Origin of the sequence: Faecalibacillus sp. H12, from assembly GCF_013361255.1 — a bacterium.
GTDB lineage: Bacteria > Bacillota_I > Bacilli_A > Erysipelotrichales > Coprobacillaceae > Faecalibacillus > Faecalibacillus intestinalis.
Map to the genome: position 1 here is coordinate 442,341 of NZ_JABWDK010000001.1, position 15,899 is coordinate 458,239.

Annotated in this window: 12 protein-coding genes; all 12 read right to left on the reverse strand. The window is 31.2% G+C overall.

Going from position 1 to position 15,899, the window contains the following annotated elements:
• Positions 1 to 71 precede the first annotated feature (71 nt).
• The 12 genes from HUU89_RS02560 to topA all read right to left on the reverse strand — a co-directional run bounded on the left by HUU89_RS02560 (position 72) and on the right by topA (position 15,839).
• Positions 72 to 4,388, reverse strand: coding sequence for a PolC-type DNA polymerase III (locus HUU89_RS02560; protein WP_175300916.1), 4,317 nt, complete (start codon positions 4,386 to 4,388; stop codon positions 72 to 74).
• Positions 4,389 to 4,444: 56 nt separating this feature from the next.
• Complete coding sequence (locus tag HUU89_RS02565; protein ID WP_175300917.1) at positions 4,445 to 5,524, reverse strand: M50 family metallopeptidase; 1,080 nt, start codon at positions 5,522 to 5,524, stop codon at positions 4,445 to 4,447.
• Positions 5,509 to 6,672 carry a 1-deoxy-D-xylulose-5-phosphate reductoisomerase gene (locus HUU89_RS02570; RefSeq protein WP_119363406.1) on the reverse strand — a complete coding sequence of 388 codons (1,164 nt, stop codon included), beginning with the start codon at positions 6,670 to 6,672 and terminating at the stop codon, positions 5,509 to 5,511. The genes HUU89_RS02565 and HUU89_RS02570 overlap by 16 nt, the downstream gene beginning before the upstream one ends.
• 3 nt (positions 6,673 to 6,675) lie before the next feature.
• On the reverse strand, positions 6,676 to 7,458 hold the full coding sequence (locus tag HUU89_RS02575; RefSeq protein WP_175300918.1) for a phosphatidate cytidylyltransferase: 783 nt from the start codon (positions 7,456 to 7,458) through the stop codon (positions 6,676 to 6,678).
• Complete coding sequence (locus tag HUU89_RS02580) at positions 7,458 to 8,195, reverse strand: isoprenyl transferase (RefSeq protein WP_175300919.1); 738 nt, start codon at positions 8,193 to 8,195, stop codon at positions 7,458 to 7,460. The genes HUU89_RS02575 and HUU89_RS02580 overlap by 1 nt, the downstream gene beginning before the upstream one ends.
• Before the next feature lie 81 nt (positions 8,196 to 8,276).
• Positions 8,277 to 8,822: a ribosome recycling factor gene (gene frr, locus HUU89_RS02585; protein WP_022001526.1), complete on the reverse strand. Its 546-nt coding sequence runs from the start codon at positions 8,820 to 8,822 to the stop codon at positions 8,277 to 8,279.
• A 1-nt stretch (position 8,823) separates the two neighbouring features.
• The gene (gene pyrH / locus HUU89_RS02590; RefSeq protein ID WP_032090093.1) at positions 8,824 to 9,540 is read right to left on the reverse strand and encodes a UMP kinase; all 717 of its coding nucleotides are present in this window, start codon (positions 9,538 to 9,540) and stop codon (positions 8,824 to 8,826) included.
• 51 nt (positions 9,541 to 9,591) lie between these two features.
• Positions 9,592 to 10,473 carry a translation elongation factor Ts gene (gene tsf / locus HUU89_RS02595; protein WP_022001524.1) on the reverse strand — a complete coding sequence of 294 codons (882 nt, stop codon included), beginning with the start codon at positions 10,471 to 10,473 and terminating at the stop codon, positions 9,592 to 9,594.
• 87 nt (positions 10,474 to 10,560) lie between these two features.
• Positions 10,561 to 11,394, reverse strand: a complete 834-nt coding sequence (gene rpsB, locus HUU89_RS02600) for a 30S ribosomal protein S2 (protein WP_022001523.1) — start codon at positions 11,392 to 11,394, stop codon at positions 10,561 to 10,563.
• Between the two features lie 144 nt (positions 11,395 to 11,538).
• Complete coding sequence (gene xerC, locus HUU89_RS02605) at positions 11,539 to 12,438, reverse strand: tyrosine recombinase XerC (RefSeq protein WP_032090095.1); 900 nt, start codon at positions 12,436 to 12,438, stop codon at positions 11,539 to 11,541.
• Entirely contained in the window at positions 12,428 to 13,729 is a 1,302-nt protein-coding gene (gene trmFO, locus HUU89_RS02610) for a methylenetetrahydrofolate--tRNA-(uracil(54)-C(5))-methyltransferase (FADH(2)-oxidizing) TrmFO (protein ID WP_032090096.1), read from the reverse strand. The genes xerC and trmFO overlap by 11 nt, the downstream gene beginning before the upstream one ends.
• A gap of 34 nt (positions 13,730 to 13,763) precedes the next feature.
• A complete protein-coding gene (gene topA / locus HUU89_RS02615; RefSeq protein ID WP_117870872.1) occupies positions 13,764 to 15,839 on the reverse strand; it encodes a type I DNA topoisomerase in 2,076 nt (691 codons plus the stop codon).
• Positions 15,840 to 15,899: the final 60 nt, after the last annotated feature.

Here is a 15,899-nt window from a genome sequence, read left to right on the forward strand (position 1 = left end):
GGTTCCCCCCACTCGTTTCTCTTTATGAAACTATAAGTAATATAGCACATTTTTCATTTATAATCAAGTCACTAGAAAAGTGATAATTGATTTTCTTCTTGCATACCATCAAAAACACCCATTTTTGTTAGTTGTTTAATATGCGAATTGTTTAATTTAGTCCTTTTAATCACGTCTTCTTTAGATAAGAAAGAACCATGTTTACGTGCCTCAATAACAGTATTAGCTACCGATTCACCTAATGAATCAACTGAACTAAACGGTGGAAGTAAGCCACTTGGATCATCTGGATCTAAAATGAATTTATTGGCATCAGACTTTTCTAAGTTTAAAGGACTAAAATGGAATCCTCGATCAATCATTTCTAACGCAATTTCAAACACATCCCACAATCCTTCATCCTTATTTGAAGATTGTCTGTTTTCCCTTAACATTTCAATTTCTTTTCTTCTTGAAAGAATAGCATCTTTACCAGCAACTAATGTTTCAATATCAAAAAAATCACATCTTGTGGAAAAATATACTGCATAATATTCTCTTGGATAATATAATTTCCACCAAGCTACACGAATAGCTGATAAAACATAGGCTACCGCATGGGCTTTAGGGAACATGTATTTAATTTTCTTACATGAATCAATATACCATTGAGGAACATTGTATTCTTTCATTAATTCTTCGTATTTCTTTTCTGGGAAAACTGAAGGTGATTTTCCTTTACGAACACATTCCATGATGTCAAAAGCATCTTTATTAGGAAGGCCTTTTTCAATCAAATAAACCATAATATCATCACGACATCCAATAACTTCTTTTAAGGTACATGTTCCATTTTTAATCAACGTCTCTGCATTACCTAAATAAACATCTGTTCCATGTGAAAGCCCCGAAATGATTACTAAATCATTAAAAGTTTGTGGTTTTGTCTGATCTAACATACTACGTACAAAGGTTGTACCAAATTCAGGTAATCCTAAAGCACCGCTCTTGCAATTGATATAGGATAAATCAACACCTAAAGCATCACTCGTTGTAAAAAGTGACATAACTTTTGTATCGTTTGTTGGAATTGTTTTAGGATCAACACCTGTTAAATCTTGTAACATACGAATAACGGTCGGATCAACGTGTCCTAAAATATCGAATTTCAAAACGTTATCATGAATAGCATGGAAATCAAAGTGAGTCGTACGCCATTCAGCAGATAAATCATCCGCTGGATATTGGTAAGGCGTAAAATCAAAAACATCATAATCTCTAGGAATAACAATAATTCCTCCTGGATGTTGGCCGGTCGTACGTTTAACGCCACCACACCCTCGAGCAATTCTTTCAAGTTCAGCACTACGTACTTCATTATCAATTCCTAATGTTTCAGCATATCCTTTTGCATAACCATAAGCTGTTTTTTCAGCAACTGTAGAAATTGTTCCTGCTCTAAAGACATGATCTTCTCCAAAAATAGTTTTAGTAAATGCATGAGCATTTGCTTGATACGCTCCCGAGAAATTTAAGTCGATATCAGGTACTTTATCCGCATTGAAACCTAAGAAAGTTTCGAACGGAATATTATGTCCTTCACCTTTCATTGGTTTACCACATACAGGGCAAATCTTATCAGGTAAATCATAACCATCAGCAGCAACACCTTCTTCTAAAAATTCACTATGACTACAATGAAGACATAGATAATGTGGTGGTAACGGATTTACTTCTGTAATTCCTGACATTGTTGCAACGAATGAAGATCCTACCGAACCTCTGGAACCTACTAGATAACCATCATCATTTGATTTTTTTACTAGTAAGTGGGAAATATAATAAATAACCCCAAACCCATGTTTAATGATATTACTTAATTCTTTTTCTAATCTTTTTTCCACAATTTCGGGTAATTTTTCACCATAAAGTCGATGTGCTGTATCATAACAAATCTTTGTTAAATTTTCATCTGCATTATCAATTGTTGGTGTAAATAATTTATCATGAATTGGTCGGATTTCTTCAACCATATCTGCGATTTTGTTTGTATTTGTTACAACATATTCATATACTTCATCCGCTGGTAGATAATCATAACATATTAACATTTCATCTGTTGTTCTTAAATATTGAGATGGTGTAAATGCACGTGGATTTTTTCGGTCACATAAAGGGTGAGCACGATGTCCAATCCCAATTTTGGGTTGTGATATAAAAACATCTCGATAAATTTTATCCTTTTCATCTAAAAAATGGACATCTCCAGTAGCTACAATAAGTTTATTTAATTTTTTTGCTGCTGTAATAAGACGTTTTATTGAAATAATTAAATTTTCTTCAGATTCAATTTGTCCACGATCAATTAAATGGTAGTAATCTTGAAAAGGTTGTATTTCCACATAATCATAAAATTCTAACAATTGTTCCAACTTTTCATCCGAAGAATTCAAAGCTGCTTCAAAAACATCTGAACGATAACAGCTAGTCCCATATAGCAATCCTTTACGATAATATTCCAATCTTTCTTTTGGAATACGAGAACCATCATGGAAATAAGTTGTATTTGCTTCAGAAACAATTTTAAACATATTTTTTAAACCTTCTTTGTTCAAAGCAAGTGCTGTCATATGATATGGGAAAACGATTTTATAAGCATCGTCTTTTTGTAATTTATTTAAATCAAGTAAATTATAATTTCCACTTTGCATAATAGAATGTAACATCGTTGTAAATACAGCACCTAAAACTTCAGCATCATAATCAGCTCTATGTGCTACATCATCGTCATAATTTACACGATAAACACGACATACATTTCCTAAACGATAAGATTTCATTGGTTTCATAATAGCTCTTGCTAATGCCAAAGAATCAATAACCGGATTAGTTATAGGTTTTTGATTTAACCTCTTTAAACTTTCATTTAAAAAACCAATGTCAAATTTAGCATTGTGAGCCACTAAAATAGCATCACCAAAGAATTCTAATATTTGTGGTAAAAACTCTTTAATTGTTGGTGCATCAGCAACCATTTCATTTGTAATATTTGTAAGTTGAGAAACACGTGTTCCAATCTTTTTACCAGGATTTACAAAACTTTGTAAGCGATCAATCACTTCACCATTTTTAATTTTAACTGCACCAAATTCTGTAATCCCATCATGGATAACAGAAAAACCAGTTGTTTCCAAGTCAAATGATACATATGTGGCATCTTCAATAGACATATCTTTTTCATTAAAAACAATATTAAAATAAGGTTCTATCATATTTAATTCAACACCATAGATCATCTTAATGCCCGCTTTTAAACTAGCTGCTTGAGCTTCAGGAAATGATTGAACGTTTCCATGATCAGTAACTGCAATTGCTTTGTGTCCCCATTTGGCCACTTGATTAATATAATCCGAAACATTGCCTATTCCATCCATTGCTGACATCTTAGAATGTGTATGAAGTTCAACTCTTTTAACTTCCGCAGTGTCTTGCCTTCTTGCTGGTTCTTTAATAACTTCTATTTGGCGAGCCATCATAACAGTTTCTCTCGCATAATTATCTAAACGAATTTCTCCTGTTGCTTTGATCCACACTTTACCTTTATCTAGTACTTTAATATCCTCTAAAGTATTAGTTGTATTGTTTTCAAAGCGTTTTACCATAATTGAATCCGTATAGTCAGTGATCCATAATGTTTGAATATGTTTTCCTGCACGTGTTTTGATTAATTCAGTTTTAAAGACATACCCTTGAATCGTACAATTATTTTCCATCGTTTGACTGTTAATTTCAGATAACTTTAAAAAAGTTGCATCACCCTTTGGTTTTCGATAATTATTTTTATAATCTACAGTTGATTTTACTGGTTCCGATTTTTTTATTTCGGACATATCTATTTTCATTGGTTCATAGCTGTCCATTTCTTGTAATAAATTATTTAATTCATCATTATCTTGTTTAACATAAAAACTAAAATCTTTCTCTATTCCAATTTCCACAAAATACTTTTTAATTATTGATTTTAATTGTTGGAATTGTTCCAATTGTATTTCATTTAACAAACCAATCGATATAGTTTGTTTAATTTCAATATCTTCGATTTTCAACGAAGAAAATAATGGTGAAATTTGTTTTAGTTTTTCAATAATATACCCTAAATAAAGTGAAACATCTTTTGACTCAAAATTAAAATCATCATAACAAATTACAAATTCAGCCGGGTAAGGAAAATCAAGACCATGATCAAGTAAGAGTTGATACTCTGTAAATGGAATCAAATCCTTACTCAATATATAAAATGTATAATGGTTATCATGATGTACAATAACTTTTTTCAATGAAGCATGTAATAAAACATTAACATCTTCGATTATATTCAATTGTTTTAATAGTATTATTAATTTGTTCATATTACACCTCAAAAATCTTACCTATTATAACACAAAAAAAGGCTTAAGCCCTTTTTTTAGAAAAATTTTCCAATATCATTTATAGTTACAAAAATCATTAGGCCAAAAGCAAGAATTAGTCCTGCCATTTGTAAAGCATATTTCATTTTTGTTGGAATTTCTCGACGAATAATTTTTTCAACTAATGCAAATAATACTTGACTACCATCTAGTCCTGGAATAGGAAGTAAATTAAACATTCCAATATTTGTTGATAGTAAAGCAGTCAATGACAACAATGTACTAATTGAACCAGATTGTGTAACTTGTGCAGTCACTGTATAAATTCCTACTGGGCCAGAAAGTTGTGAAACAGTATGTGTTAAATCTGTAATAAGTTTTCCTAATGTTGTAAAAATCAATAATGCATATTCTATAAATTGATTAATTCCTTGTCTTATAGCCTCAATAAAAGTCAATTTTTTAGTAGCCGCTGTTATTCCAATGACATAAGACTTGGATTCACTATTGTACTTTCCTTCAACTGTTTTTTCAATATTTTGATTCCCTCTTTTAAGGAAAATTTGCATTGTAACTGTATCCGTATCTAATTGCAAATTTTCATTAGATAAGACAGATTGAATATCTGAAAATGACGCAATGATATGTTCTTCACCATTAATTGTGATTTTATTAATGGTGTCTCCAGCTTGAACTCCAGCATTATAAGCACCATTGTTTTTAACAACACTTCCAATTTCAGAAGTATTTGTTTGTACTTCAACAAACGAATAAATACCTATTAATAAAACAAGGGCAAGTACAAAATTCATAAAAACACCAGCTAACATAATAATGCATTTTTTCCATGTTTTAATTCCTTTTAGAGTTCTTTCATAAGGAACATCTTTCATTAATTCGCTGTCTTCTTGATCAGCTTCACCTGCCATTGCAACATAACCACCAATAGGAAGTGCACGAATTTGATAATCTGTTTCTCCTTTTTTCTTAGAAAAAAGTTTAGGACCCATTCCAATAGAAAATTCAGCACAATAAACACCAAATAATTTAGCAGTTAGAAAATGTCCTAATTCATGGATTAATACAATAGCTCCTAGTATTACAAAAAAGACAAGAATATTTATAATCGTCTGCATGTTTCATTTATCTCCTTTAAAACAAAATCTCTCGCCCATTGATCAATATCTAATAATTGATCAATAGTTGGATCTTTAACCAACTCATGAGCATTCATAGCTTTTTCAACTAATTCCTCTATTTGTAAAAATTCAATTTTTCCTTCTCTAAACAAAAGATTAGCCATTTCATTTGCACCATTTAAAACACATGGTAAGCTTCCACCTGTTTTTCCAGCACGATATGCTAAAGAAAGCGCATGAAATCTATTGAAATCTGGCTTTTTAAAAGTAAGCGAACCAAGTTGTGTTAAATCTAAAGATTTACCATTAACTAATTTTTTTCTTTGTGGATAAGTTAACGCATACTGAATAGCCAAACGCATATCAGGTGTTCCCATTTGCCCAATGACAGAAGTATCTTCAAACTCTACAGCAGAATGTAAAATACTTTCTGGATGAATCAAGACTTCAATTTGATCATAATCTACATCAAACAACCATTTTGCTTCCATGACCTCTAATCCCTTATTAAATAAAGTAGCACTATCAATCGTAATTTTAGCCCCCATTGACCAGTTAGGATGATTCAACGCTTCTTTAACAGAAACACCTACAAGTTCTTCTCTTGTTTTATCTCTAAAACTTCCGCCACTTGCTGTTAATAAAATACGTTTGATTTTATTCATCTCATTTCCTTGAAGCGATTGGAAAATTGCTGAATGTTCACTATCTACTGGTAATAATTTTACACCATGTTCTTTAACTAATTTTGTAATAATATGTCCTGCAACCACAAGTGTTTCTTTATTAGCTAAAGCAATATCTTTTTTAGATTCAATAGCATGAATTGTTGGTAACAAACCTGCAAACCCTACAATTGCATTTAATACAATATCAACTTGATCAATTGTTGCAATTTCATCTAAACCAGCACTACCAAAAACAAAACGAATATGTGGATACTTTTCTTGAAGATAGTTACAATCCTTTTCATCGATAACACAAACAACTTGTGGATTGATTTTTTGAATTGTTGTTTCAAGTAATACAATATTTTTGCCCGCAGACATTGCAACAACATTAAATTCATCTTGATGATGCAAGCAAACATCAACAGTTTGTTGACCAATAGAACCTGTAACACCTAAAATCGTAATATTTTTCATTATCTATAACCCCACAATCATTAAAAAGAAACTAAAAATCAATACATTAAAAGTTAAACTATCAATACGATCTAAAATTCCGCCATGTCCTGGTAATAATTTTGAATAATCTTTAACTTCAAAATATCTTTTAATGGCACTAAAAATCAAATCTCCTATTTGACTTGTCGTTGTCATTACGATAATTGCTGGTACAATAATCCAATGATGTGCCAATATTCCTGTAAAATATGCAAAAACCAATCCTAAAATACTTCCTAGAACAATTCCACCAATTGACCCTTCAATTGTTTTTTTAGGAGATAATCTTGGAATCAACTTATGTTTACCAAAAGCCATACCAGCAAAATAAGCTCCTGTATCACTACCAAAAGTCGCAATTGCTAATAACAATAAATATTCCCAACCATAGTCAACTCTTAAAACAAGTAACGCATGTAATCCAGAACAAACAAGAACACCCATCGTAAAAACATAAGCACTTCTTTCAATATTACATTTATCATCAAAAATCATACATGCTAAAATAACCGCTAAATAAACCAAAATAGAATAGCTAGAAATAAGTAATTGATTTCTGTTAAATAAAAATCCTGTAACAAAAAACAAACCAACAATGATATACATATACATTCCAATACGTGGTCTAGAACAAATATGTAACATTTCATAAACACTAAGAGCCATTGCAACCCCTATAACAATTTTATAAAAAATACCCCCAAAAATGACTGCTGGAACTACAATTGCAATCAAGCACAGTGCAGTAATAATTCTTTCTTTCACTATTTTAAACCTCCATATCTACGCTCCCTATTTTGATAAAGCCAAATTGCTTTATGTAATTCTTTTTCATCAAAATCTGGCCAACAAACAGGAGTAAAAATAAACTCTGCATAAGCAAGTTGCCATAACATAAAATTAGATAATCTTTGTTCTCCACTTGTTCTTACCATTAAATCAACATCAGGTAAATTCGCAGACATTAATGTTGAACCAAAATAATTTTCATCAATATCCTCAATATCAAGTTTCCCATCTTTTACATCTTGTGCTATTTTTTTAGTTGAACAAACGATTTCATCTCTACTACCATAAATAAAAGCAAAACAAAGTTTTAGTCCAGTATTATCCTTTGTTCTTTCTATAGCAGTATTGATAATATCTCTTGTTGCCTTTGGAGCTTTTTCTAAATGCCCAATCATACAAATTTGAACATTATTTTCAATTAATTCTTTTAAATAAAGTTCAAAAAATTTTTTGGGTAATTTAAATATAAATTGTACTTCTTCTTCAGGACGAGAAAAATTTTCTGTAGAAAAAGCATAAACTGTCATTGCTTTAACACCAAGTCTATTAGCCTCTAAAGCAATCTTACGAATTGTCTTTGTCCCTTCGTTATGGCCATAAGTTCTTGGCATCATTCTCTTTTTAGCCCAGCGTCCATTGCCATCCATAATAAAAGCAATATGTGCTGGTATATTATTCATGTCTAATTCATAGTTTTCAATTTGATCATTCATAGAATAATCCTCCTTAAAGTCATGATTGATTATAACATAAAACCTTAAAATAAAAAAGCGCCTAATAAGACGCTTCAATAATTATACAGTCATAATATCTTTTTCTTTTACTTTACCAATTTCATCAACTTCTTTGACAAATTTATCAGTTAATTTTTGAACACGATTTTGACCGTCTTTAATTTCATCTTCACTACCATCGCATTTTTTAATTTCATCATTAGCATCACGACGAATATTTCTTATAGCAACTTTAGCATGTTCAGCGAATTTCCAAACATTTTTTGCATATTCTTTACGTCTTTCTTCTGTTAATGCTGGTACAGTAATACGAATAATTTCTCCATCATTTTGAGGAGTTAAACCTAAATCAGCTTCATAAATTCCATGTTCGATATCTTTTAAAGCAGATTTATCATAAGGTTTAATTACTAATTGTCTACCTTCTACAACAGAAACACCAGCCATTTGATTAATTGGTGTTGGTGATCCGTAATAGTTGACCATTACACGGTCTAACATTGCAGGAGTAGCTCTTCCAGTTCTAACTGTTGCTAAATCTCTTTGGTAAGCTTCGATTGCTTTTTGCATTCTATCACTTGCATCATCTAAGATCATATTTATCATATTATTTTCCTCCAGAGATAGTTGTTCCTATTTTTTGTCCATCACAAGCTTTGGCAATATTACCATCTTCTTGCATATTAAATACACATAAATCAATATCGTTATCTTTACATAATGTAATAGCTGTTTGATCCATTACTTTTAAATCTTTTGCTAAAACATCACTATATGAAATTTCATCAAATTTTACTGCAGATTCATCTAACTTAGGATCAGCAGAATAAACACCATCGACCCCATTTTTAGCCATTAAAATAACATCAGCATTGATTTCAGCGGCTCTTAATGCAGCTGTTGTATCAGTTGTAAAATATGGACTTCCAGTTCCAGCACCAAAAATAACAATTCTACCTTTTTCTAAATGTCTAACAGCACGTCTTCTAATGTATGGTTCTGCAATTTGTCTCATTTCAATTGCTGAAAGTAAACGTGTTTGAACTCCTAGTTGCTCTAAAGCATTTTGAACAGCTAAACCATTCATTACTGTTGCTAACATTCCCATATAATCAGCAGAAGAACGTTCCATACCCATTTGTGCACCAGTAACACCACGCCAAATATTACCACCACCACAAACGATGGCAATTTCAACACCTAAATCTTTAGCTTCTTTGATTTGTCTTGCAATATCGGCTACAGTATTAGCGTTTATACCAAAATGATCGTCACCGGCTAATGCTTCACCACTTAATTTTAATAAAACTCTTTTATATTTCATAAAATGTTCTCCTTTTTTAAAAAAAGGACACACTTGTAGTGTCCTTAAAAATTATTGTTTCATTTGTGCAGCTACTTCTTCAGCAAAGTTTTCTTCTTTCTTTTCGATACCTTCACCAACTTGGAAACGAGCCATTTCTAACACTTTAGCTTTTCCTAAGTATTTAGCAACTGATTCTTTTGGTGTTTTAATGAATTCTTGATCTAATAAACACCATTCAGAGAATACTTTATTTAATTTTCCACGTTTGATACCTTCTAATACTTTTTCAGGTTTGTTAGCTAATTTAGGATCATTAGCCATGATTTCTGTTTGAACTGCATCTTCTCTATCTTTTTCAACTTGTGGAATTTCATCTTGTGAGATATATTTTGGATTGATAGCAGCAACATGCATAGCAATGTCTCTTGCTTTTTCTTCATCACCGTCAGCTAATTTAACGATTGATACCATTTTTCCACCCATATGTGAATAAGCACCAAATACTTCATCATCATTTTTAGTGAAAGTTTTAATTCTTCTTAAAGATAATTTTTCACCAATTTTTCCAGATGCTTCTGCAATTGTAGTTTCAATAGTTTTTCCATCAACTTCAATTGCTTTTGCAGCTTCTAAATCAGCAGGGTTATTTGCAGCAACTGCTTCACATACATTATTTACTAATGCAACGAATTCAGCATTTTTTGCTACGAAGTCAGTTTCAGAGTTAACTTCAACCATAGCAGCTACATTTCCGTTAATAGCGAAAGCAGATAACCCTTCAGCAGCGATTCTATCAGCTTTTTTAGCAGATTTTGCGATTCCTTTTTCTCTTAACCAGTCGAATGATGCTTCGATGTCACCATCACATGCTTCTAATGCTTTTTTACAATCCATCATTCCAGCACCAGTTTTTTCACGTAATTCTTTTACTAATTTTGCACTAATTGCCATTTTCTTTTCCTCCATGAATTTTATTTTATTAAAAAGGGAAAGCTTTGCTTTCCCATCACAACATATTTATGATTTCCAGCCTTGAGATTATTCTTGAGTTGGTCTAGATTCTCTTCTTTGAGCTGGTCTACCAGCTTTATTTCTTGGCCCTCTTCTGTTGTTGTTTTCTACAGAAGATACAGCATCATTCATAGTAACTTCTTTTTCATCTTCATCTTTAACATAAGCAACAGTTAATGGTTCACTTTTAGCTTCACAAATTGCATCTGCCATAGCAGCAACAATTAATTTAACAGCTCTAATAGCATCATCATTTGCTGGGATTACATAATCAACTTCATCAGGATCACAGTTAGTATCAACAATACCAAATACAGGGATTCCTAAGATTCTTGCTTCAGCAACAGCGTTGTGTTCAGCTTTAGGATCTACAACGAATAAAGCACTTGGTAATCTTCTCATTTCTTTAATACCACCTAAGTTCTTTTCTAACTTAGCAGCTTCTTTTTTTAGTAAGATAACTTCTTTTTTAGGTAATAAATCGAAAGTACCATCTTTTTCCATTTTTTCTAATTCAACTAATCTTCTAATTCTTTTTTGGATTGTTTTGAAGTTAGTTAAAGTTCCACCTAACCAACGTGAGTTAACATAGAAACTTCCAGAACGGATTGCTTCTTCTTTAACAGCTTCTTGAGCTTGTTTTTTAGTTCCTACAAATAAAACTTTTCCACCTTTTTCGGCAATTTCATTCATTGCTTTATAAGCTTCATCGATTTTTTTAGATGATTTTTGTAAATCAATAATGTAAATTCCGTTTCTTGATGTAAAAATGTATGGAGCCATTTTAGGATTCCATCTTTTTGTTTGATGTCCGAAATGAACACCTACTTCTAATAATTTTTTCATTGAAATTACTGACATGTGTAATTTCCTCCTTTTCGTTTTTTTCCTCCATTATTTCAAACATTTACCACCATTAGGCACTAGATAAATGAATTCATAATGTGTGTATTTTTTAATACCTGAAACATAATAGCATAAGATTTAAAACAAAACAACCCTTTTTTATGCTTTATTTCGAGGATGTGCTTTTAAATAAACATTTTTCAAATGTTCTTTTGTAACATGGGTATAAATTTGTGTTGTCGAAAGGTTTTCATGACCCAATAATTCCTGTACAGTTCTTATATCTGCTCCCGCATTCAATAAATGTGTGGCAAAGGAATGTCTGAAAGTATGTGGATGTATTTTCTTGGTTGCATCATATTCTCTTCCAATACGCTTTACAATATCCTGTATTCCTCTATTGGTCATTTGTTCTCCTCTTTTATTAACAAAAACATATGGATGATCTTCTGAATTTACAAGTTTTCCCCTTACTTCTTCTATATATTTTAATAACCATTCACTAGCAAATTCATGGAAAGGAACATAACGGTCTTTGTTCCCTTTACCATGAATCAATAAAACTCGATTGTGAAAATCTATACAATCCAAGGTTAAATTCACTACTTCAGAACATCTTAACCCAGAAGCATACATGATTTCTAGCATCGCTTTATTACGAATTCCTAAATCATCTTGTGTATCAATACCATTCAATAAATCCATCATTTCTTCAGGAAACAAAAAATCAGGATTACGCTTTGCGGTTTTAATATTTTCAACAAGAATCATTGGATTATTTTCAGCCAATTCTTCTTTTACTAGATATTTATAAAATGATCTTAAACAACTGATTCGATTATTAATTGAACTCTTTGACAATTTTTTTTCATTTAAATAAGTTAAATATCCTCTTATATTTGTATACTTGACATCGTTAAAGTGAGAAATACTTTCACTTTTTAAAAAACCAATAAATTCATTTAAACTTCGTTGATAAGATTCAACTGTATTGATTGAGTAATGTTTTTGAAATTGAAGATATTTTATAAATTCTTCTTTATCTTGATTATAACTCATTGATAAATTGATCCATTACTTCTATTGCTCTGTTAGCATAAGCTTCTTTTCTTAGTTTCTTTTTAACGCGTACAGGTAAATCTGGTAGAATTCCAAAATTAGCTTTCATTGGTTGGAAATTACTTTCATCACAATGCGTAATATAATATGCAAGTGCCCCCATGATTGTTTCTTGTGGAAAAATAACAGGTTCTTGTTTATTTAAATAACGAACCATGTTCATTCCGGCAACGATTCCACTTTGAGCTGATTCAACATATCCTTCAACTCCTGTCATTTGTCCAGCAAAATAAATTCCAGAATGATTTTTTAAACTGTAATCTTGATTTAAAAATTTTGGAGAACAAATAAACGAATTTCGATGCATGACACCGTATCTTACAAATGTTGCATTTTCTAATCCCGGAATTAAATGAATAATTCTTCTTTGTTCAGGCCAAGTAAGATGTGTTTGAAAACCAACAATATTATATAAACTAGCTTGTACGTTATCTTGTCTTAACTGTACGACTGCATATGGTTTTGTACCATCAGGTTTTGTTAACCCAACCGGTTTCATAGGCCCAAACAATAAAGTTTGTTTTCCTCTTCTTGCCATTTCTTCAAAAGGCATACATCCTTCAAAAAATTTTTCTTCAAAATCTTTTGGTTTAACAACCTCTGCTTTCATTAATTCATCATAAAATACATTAAATTGCTCCTCATTCATTGGACAATTTATATATTCATTTTCTCCTTTGTCATATCTTGATTTATAATAAGCAATATTAAAATCAATACTATCTTTTTCAACAATTGGAGCCGCCGCATCAAAAAAATAAAAATATTCTTCTCCTAATAATTCTTTGATTTTCGTAGACAAAGCATCACTTGTTAAAGGTCCACTTGCAATAATTGTTGGTGCTTGGGGAATTTCTGTAACTTCTTCATGAATCACTTCGATATTTGGATGATTTGTTATAAATTCAGTAACATCCGCAGAAAACTTTTCACGATCCACTGCAAGTGCTCCACCAGCAGGAACACTATTTTTTCTAGCAAACCGAATAATAACACTATCTAGTTTTTCCATTTCATTTTTTAATACACCTACGGCATTATTGAAATTATCTCCTCTTAACGAATTAGAACAAACAAGTTCAGCAAATGATGATGTATGATGTGCCGGTGTCATTTTAACAGGTCTCATTTCATATAACTTTACTTTAATATTATTTTTTGCTAATTGATAAGCCGCCTCAACTCCAGCAAGACCAGCTCCAATTACATTGACTATTTTTTCACTTTCCATATTTTCTCCTTTTTAAAAAAGTAGAACAAATGTTCTACTTAATAATTGTTTTACATTTTGGATAATTTGAACAAGCTTTAAATTCTCCCCAACGTCCCTTTTTAATAACCACTGGAGAACCACAGTTAGGACAAACTTCATCTGTCATAACAGGTTCTGCTTTCTTTTTAGAATTCTTAATATATTTACATTGTGGGTAATTTGAACATGCTTCAAATTTACCATATCTTCCGGTTTTAAAAACCATTGGGCTTCCACACTTAGGACAGTTTTCTCCTGTAAATTCAGGTTCAACTTTTTCCTTTTTGATGTATTTGCATTCAGGATAATTTTCACAAGCTATAAATTTACCATAACGCCCATGTCTTTCAACAAGATCATGTCCACATTCAGGACATTTCTCTCCTGTTTTTTTAGGTGAAATGACTTCCATTTTTTCATTTGCTTCATCCAATAAAGGTTGGAATTTTTTAATAAATGTATCTATAGCATCAAAATAATCATCTTGTCCTTCTGCAATATCATCTAGTTCTTTTTCCATTTGTGCAGTATATTCGACATTAATAATATCATTAAAAAATTGTGTTAGTCGATCACTTGTTAAAATTCCACTTTCAGTAGGTTTGAATGTTTTATCAACAAGTTCCACATACCCTCTAGTTTGAATCGTATCAATAATCATCGCATAAGTACTTGGTCTACCAATTCCAAGTTCTTCCATTTCTTTAATTAGTTTTGCTTCACTATAACGAGCAGGTGGTTTTGTAAAATGTTGTGTTTTTTCAATATTTTGACTTTCTAAAATTTCTTGTTCAGTTAATTCAGGTAAAATTTCATCTTTTTGTTTTTCATATGGGCTATATAAACGTAAATAACCATCAAATTTTAATACTGAACCACTTGCGTTAAAATAATAGTTATTATTTTCTAATACTACACTTGTTGCATCAAAACGAGATGGTGCCATTAATGACGCTAATGCTCTGGCATAAATTAAAGAATACAATTTAAATTCATCCGCACTTAAATATTCTTTAACAGACTCAGGTGTACGCATTGCACTTGTTGGACGAATTCCTTCGTGAGCATCTTGTACATTTTCTTTCTTTTTACTTACTTTTACTTTTCCAACATAATTTTGACCATATTTTTCTTTAATATATTCTGTAGCACTTTCTACAAATAAATCTGACAATCTTGTCGAATCTGTACGCATATAAGTAATAAGCCCTACTGTTTCATCTTCTAAAGCAATTCCTTCATATAGCTTTTGAGCAATCATCATTGTCTTTCTTGCTTTAAAGCCTAATTTAGAAGACGCTTCTTGTTGTAATGTTGAAGTAATAAATGGTGGTTTTGATTCTCTTTTCTTACTTGATTTTTTTACACTATCAATAACAAATTCTTTAGAAAGTGCATTAAAGATTTCCAAAGCTTCTTGTTCATTTGAAATTTTTAACTTCTTTGTTCCTTTTTTATTAAGTTCACCTGTAAATTCAATTTCATCTTTTTCAAATTGTGCTTTGATTTTCCAGTATTCTTCTGGAACAAAGGCTTCGATTTCACGTTCTTTTTCAACAATTAATCTTAAAGCAACCGATTGAACTCGACCAGCTGATTTAGATTTAATTTTTCTTTGTAATAATTTAGATAATTTAAATCCAATAATTCTATCCAATACTCTTCTTGTTTCTTGAGATTTTACAAGATTTTGATCAATTTTACGAGGATGATTCAATGCATCAACAACTGCATCTTTTGTTACCTCATTAAAAACAATACGATTATCATCATCCATATCTAAACCTAAAACATCTGCTAAATGCCATGAAATTGCTTCCCCTTCACGGTCAGGGTCGGTAGCAAGATAAACTGTTTTTGCCTCTTTAACAGCTGCTTTCAATTCCTTAACGACATCTTTTTTATCCTTAGAAATAACATATTTTGGCTTATAATGATCTTCTTGATCAATCCCTAGCCCTTCTTTACCAGATGTTGATAAATCTCTAATATGCCCTTTAGAAGAAGTCACATGATATTCCTTCCCTAAATAATTTTCTATTGTTTTTGATTTAGAAGGAGATTCCACAATGACTAATTTATCATACATAATATAACCCCCTTATCGCAAAAACTATTATTATTGTTTTTTTTCACTTTGTCAACTCCA

What these genes read in the sequence shown, in the direction of transcription:
- frr (WP_022001526.1), bottom strand. Translation starts at nt 8,822, where the DNA reads ATGATAAATATGATCTTAGATGATGCAAGTGATAGAATGCAAAAAGCA.
- xerC (WP_032090095.1), bottom strand. Translation starts at nt 12,438, where the DNA reads ATGAGTTATAATCAAGATAAAGAAGAATTTATAAAATATCTTCAATTT.
- pyrH (WP_032090093.1), bottom strand. Translation starts at nt 9,540, where the DNA reads ATGAAATATAAAAGAGTTTTATTAAAATTAAGTGGTGAAGCATTAGCC.
- HUU89_RS02560 (WP_175300916.1), bottom strand. Translation starts at nt 4,388, where the DNA reads ATGAACAAATTAATAATACTATTAAAACAATTGAATATAATCGAAGAT.
- topA (WP_117870872.1), bottom strand. Translation starts at nt 15,839, where the DNA reads ATGTATGATAAATTAGTCATTGTGGAATCTCCTTCTAAATCAAAAACA.
- trmFO (WP_032090096.1), bottom strand. Translation starts at nt 13,729, where the DNA reads ATGGAAAGTGAAAAAATAGTCAATGTAATTGGAGCTGGTCTTGCTGGA.
- HUU89_RS02570 (WP_119363406.1), bottom strand. Translation starts at nt 6,672, where the DNA reads ATGAAAAATATTACGATTTTAGGTGTTACAGGTTCTATTGGTCAACAA.
- tsf (WP_022001524.1), bottom strand. Translation starts at nt 10,473, where the DNA reads ATGGCAATTAGTGCAAAATTAGTAAAAGAATTACGTGAAAAAACTGGT.
- HUU89_RS02565 (WP_175300917.1), bottom strand. Translation starts at nt 5,524, where the DNA reads ATGCAGACGATTATAAATATTCTTGTCTTTTTTGTAATACTAGGAGCT.
- HUU89_RS02580 (WP_175300919.1), bottom strand. Translation starts at nt 8,195, where the DNA reads ATGAATGATCAAATTGAAAACTATGAATTAGACATGAATAATATACCA.
- rpsB (WP_022001523.1), bottom strand. Translation starts at nt 11,394, where the DNA reads ATGTCAGTAATTTCAATGAAAAAATTATTAGAAGTAGGTGTTCATTTC.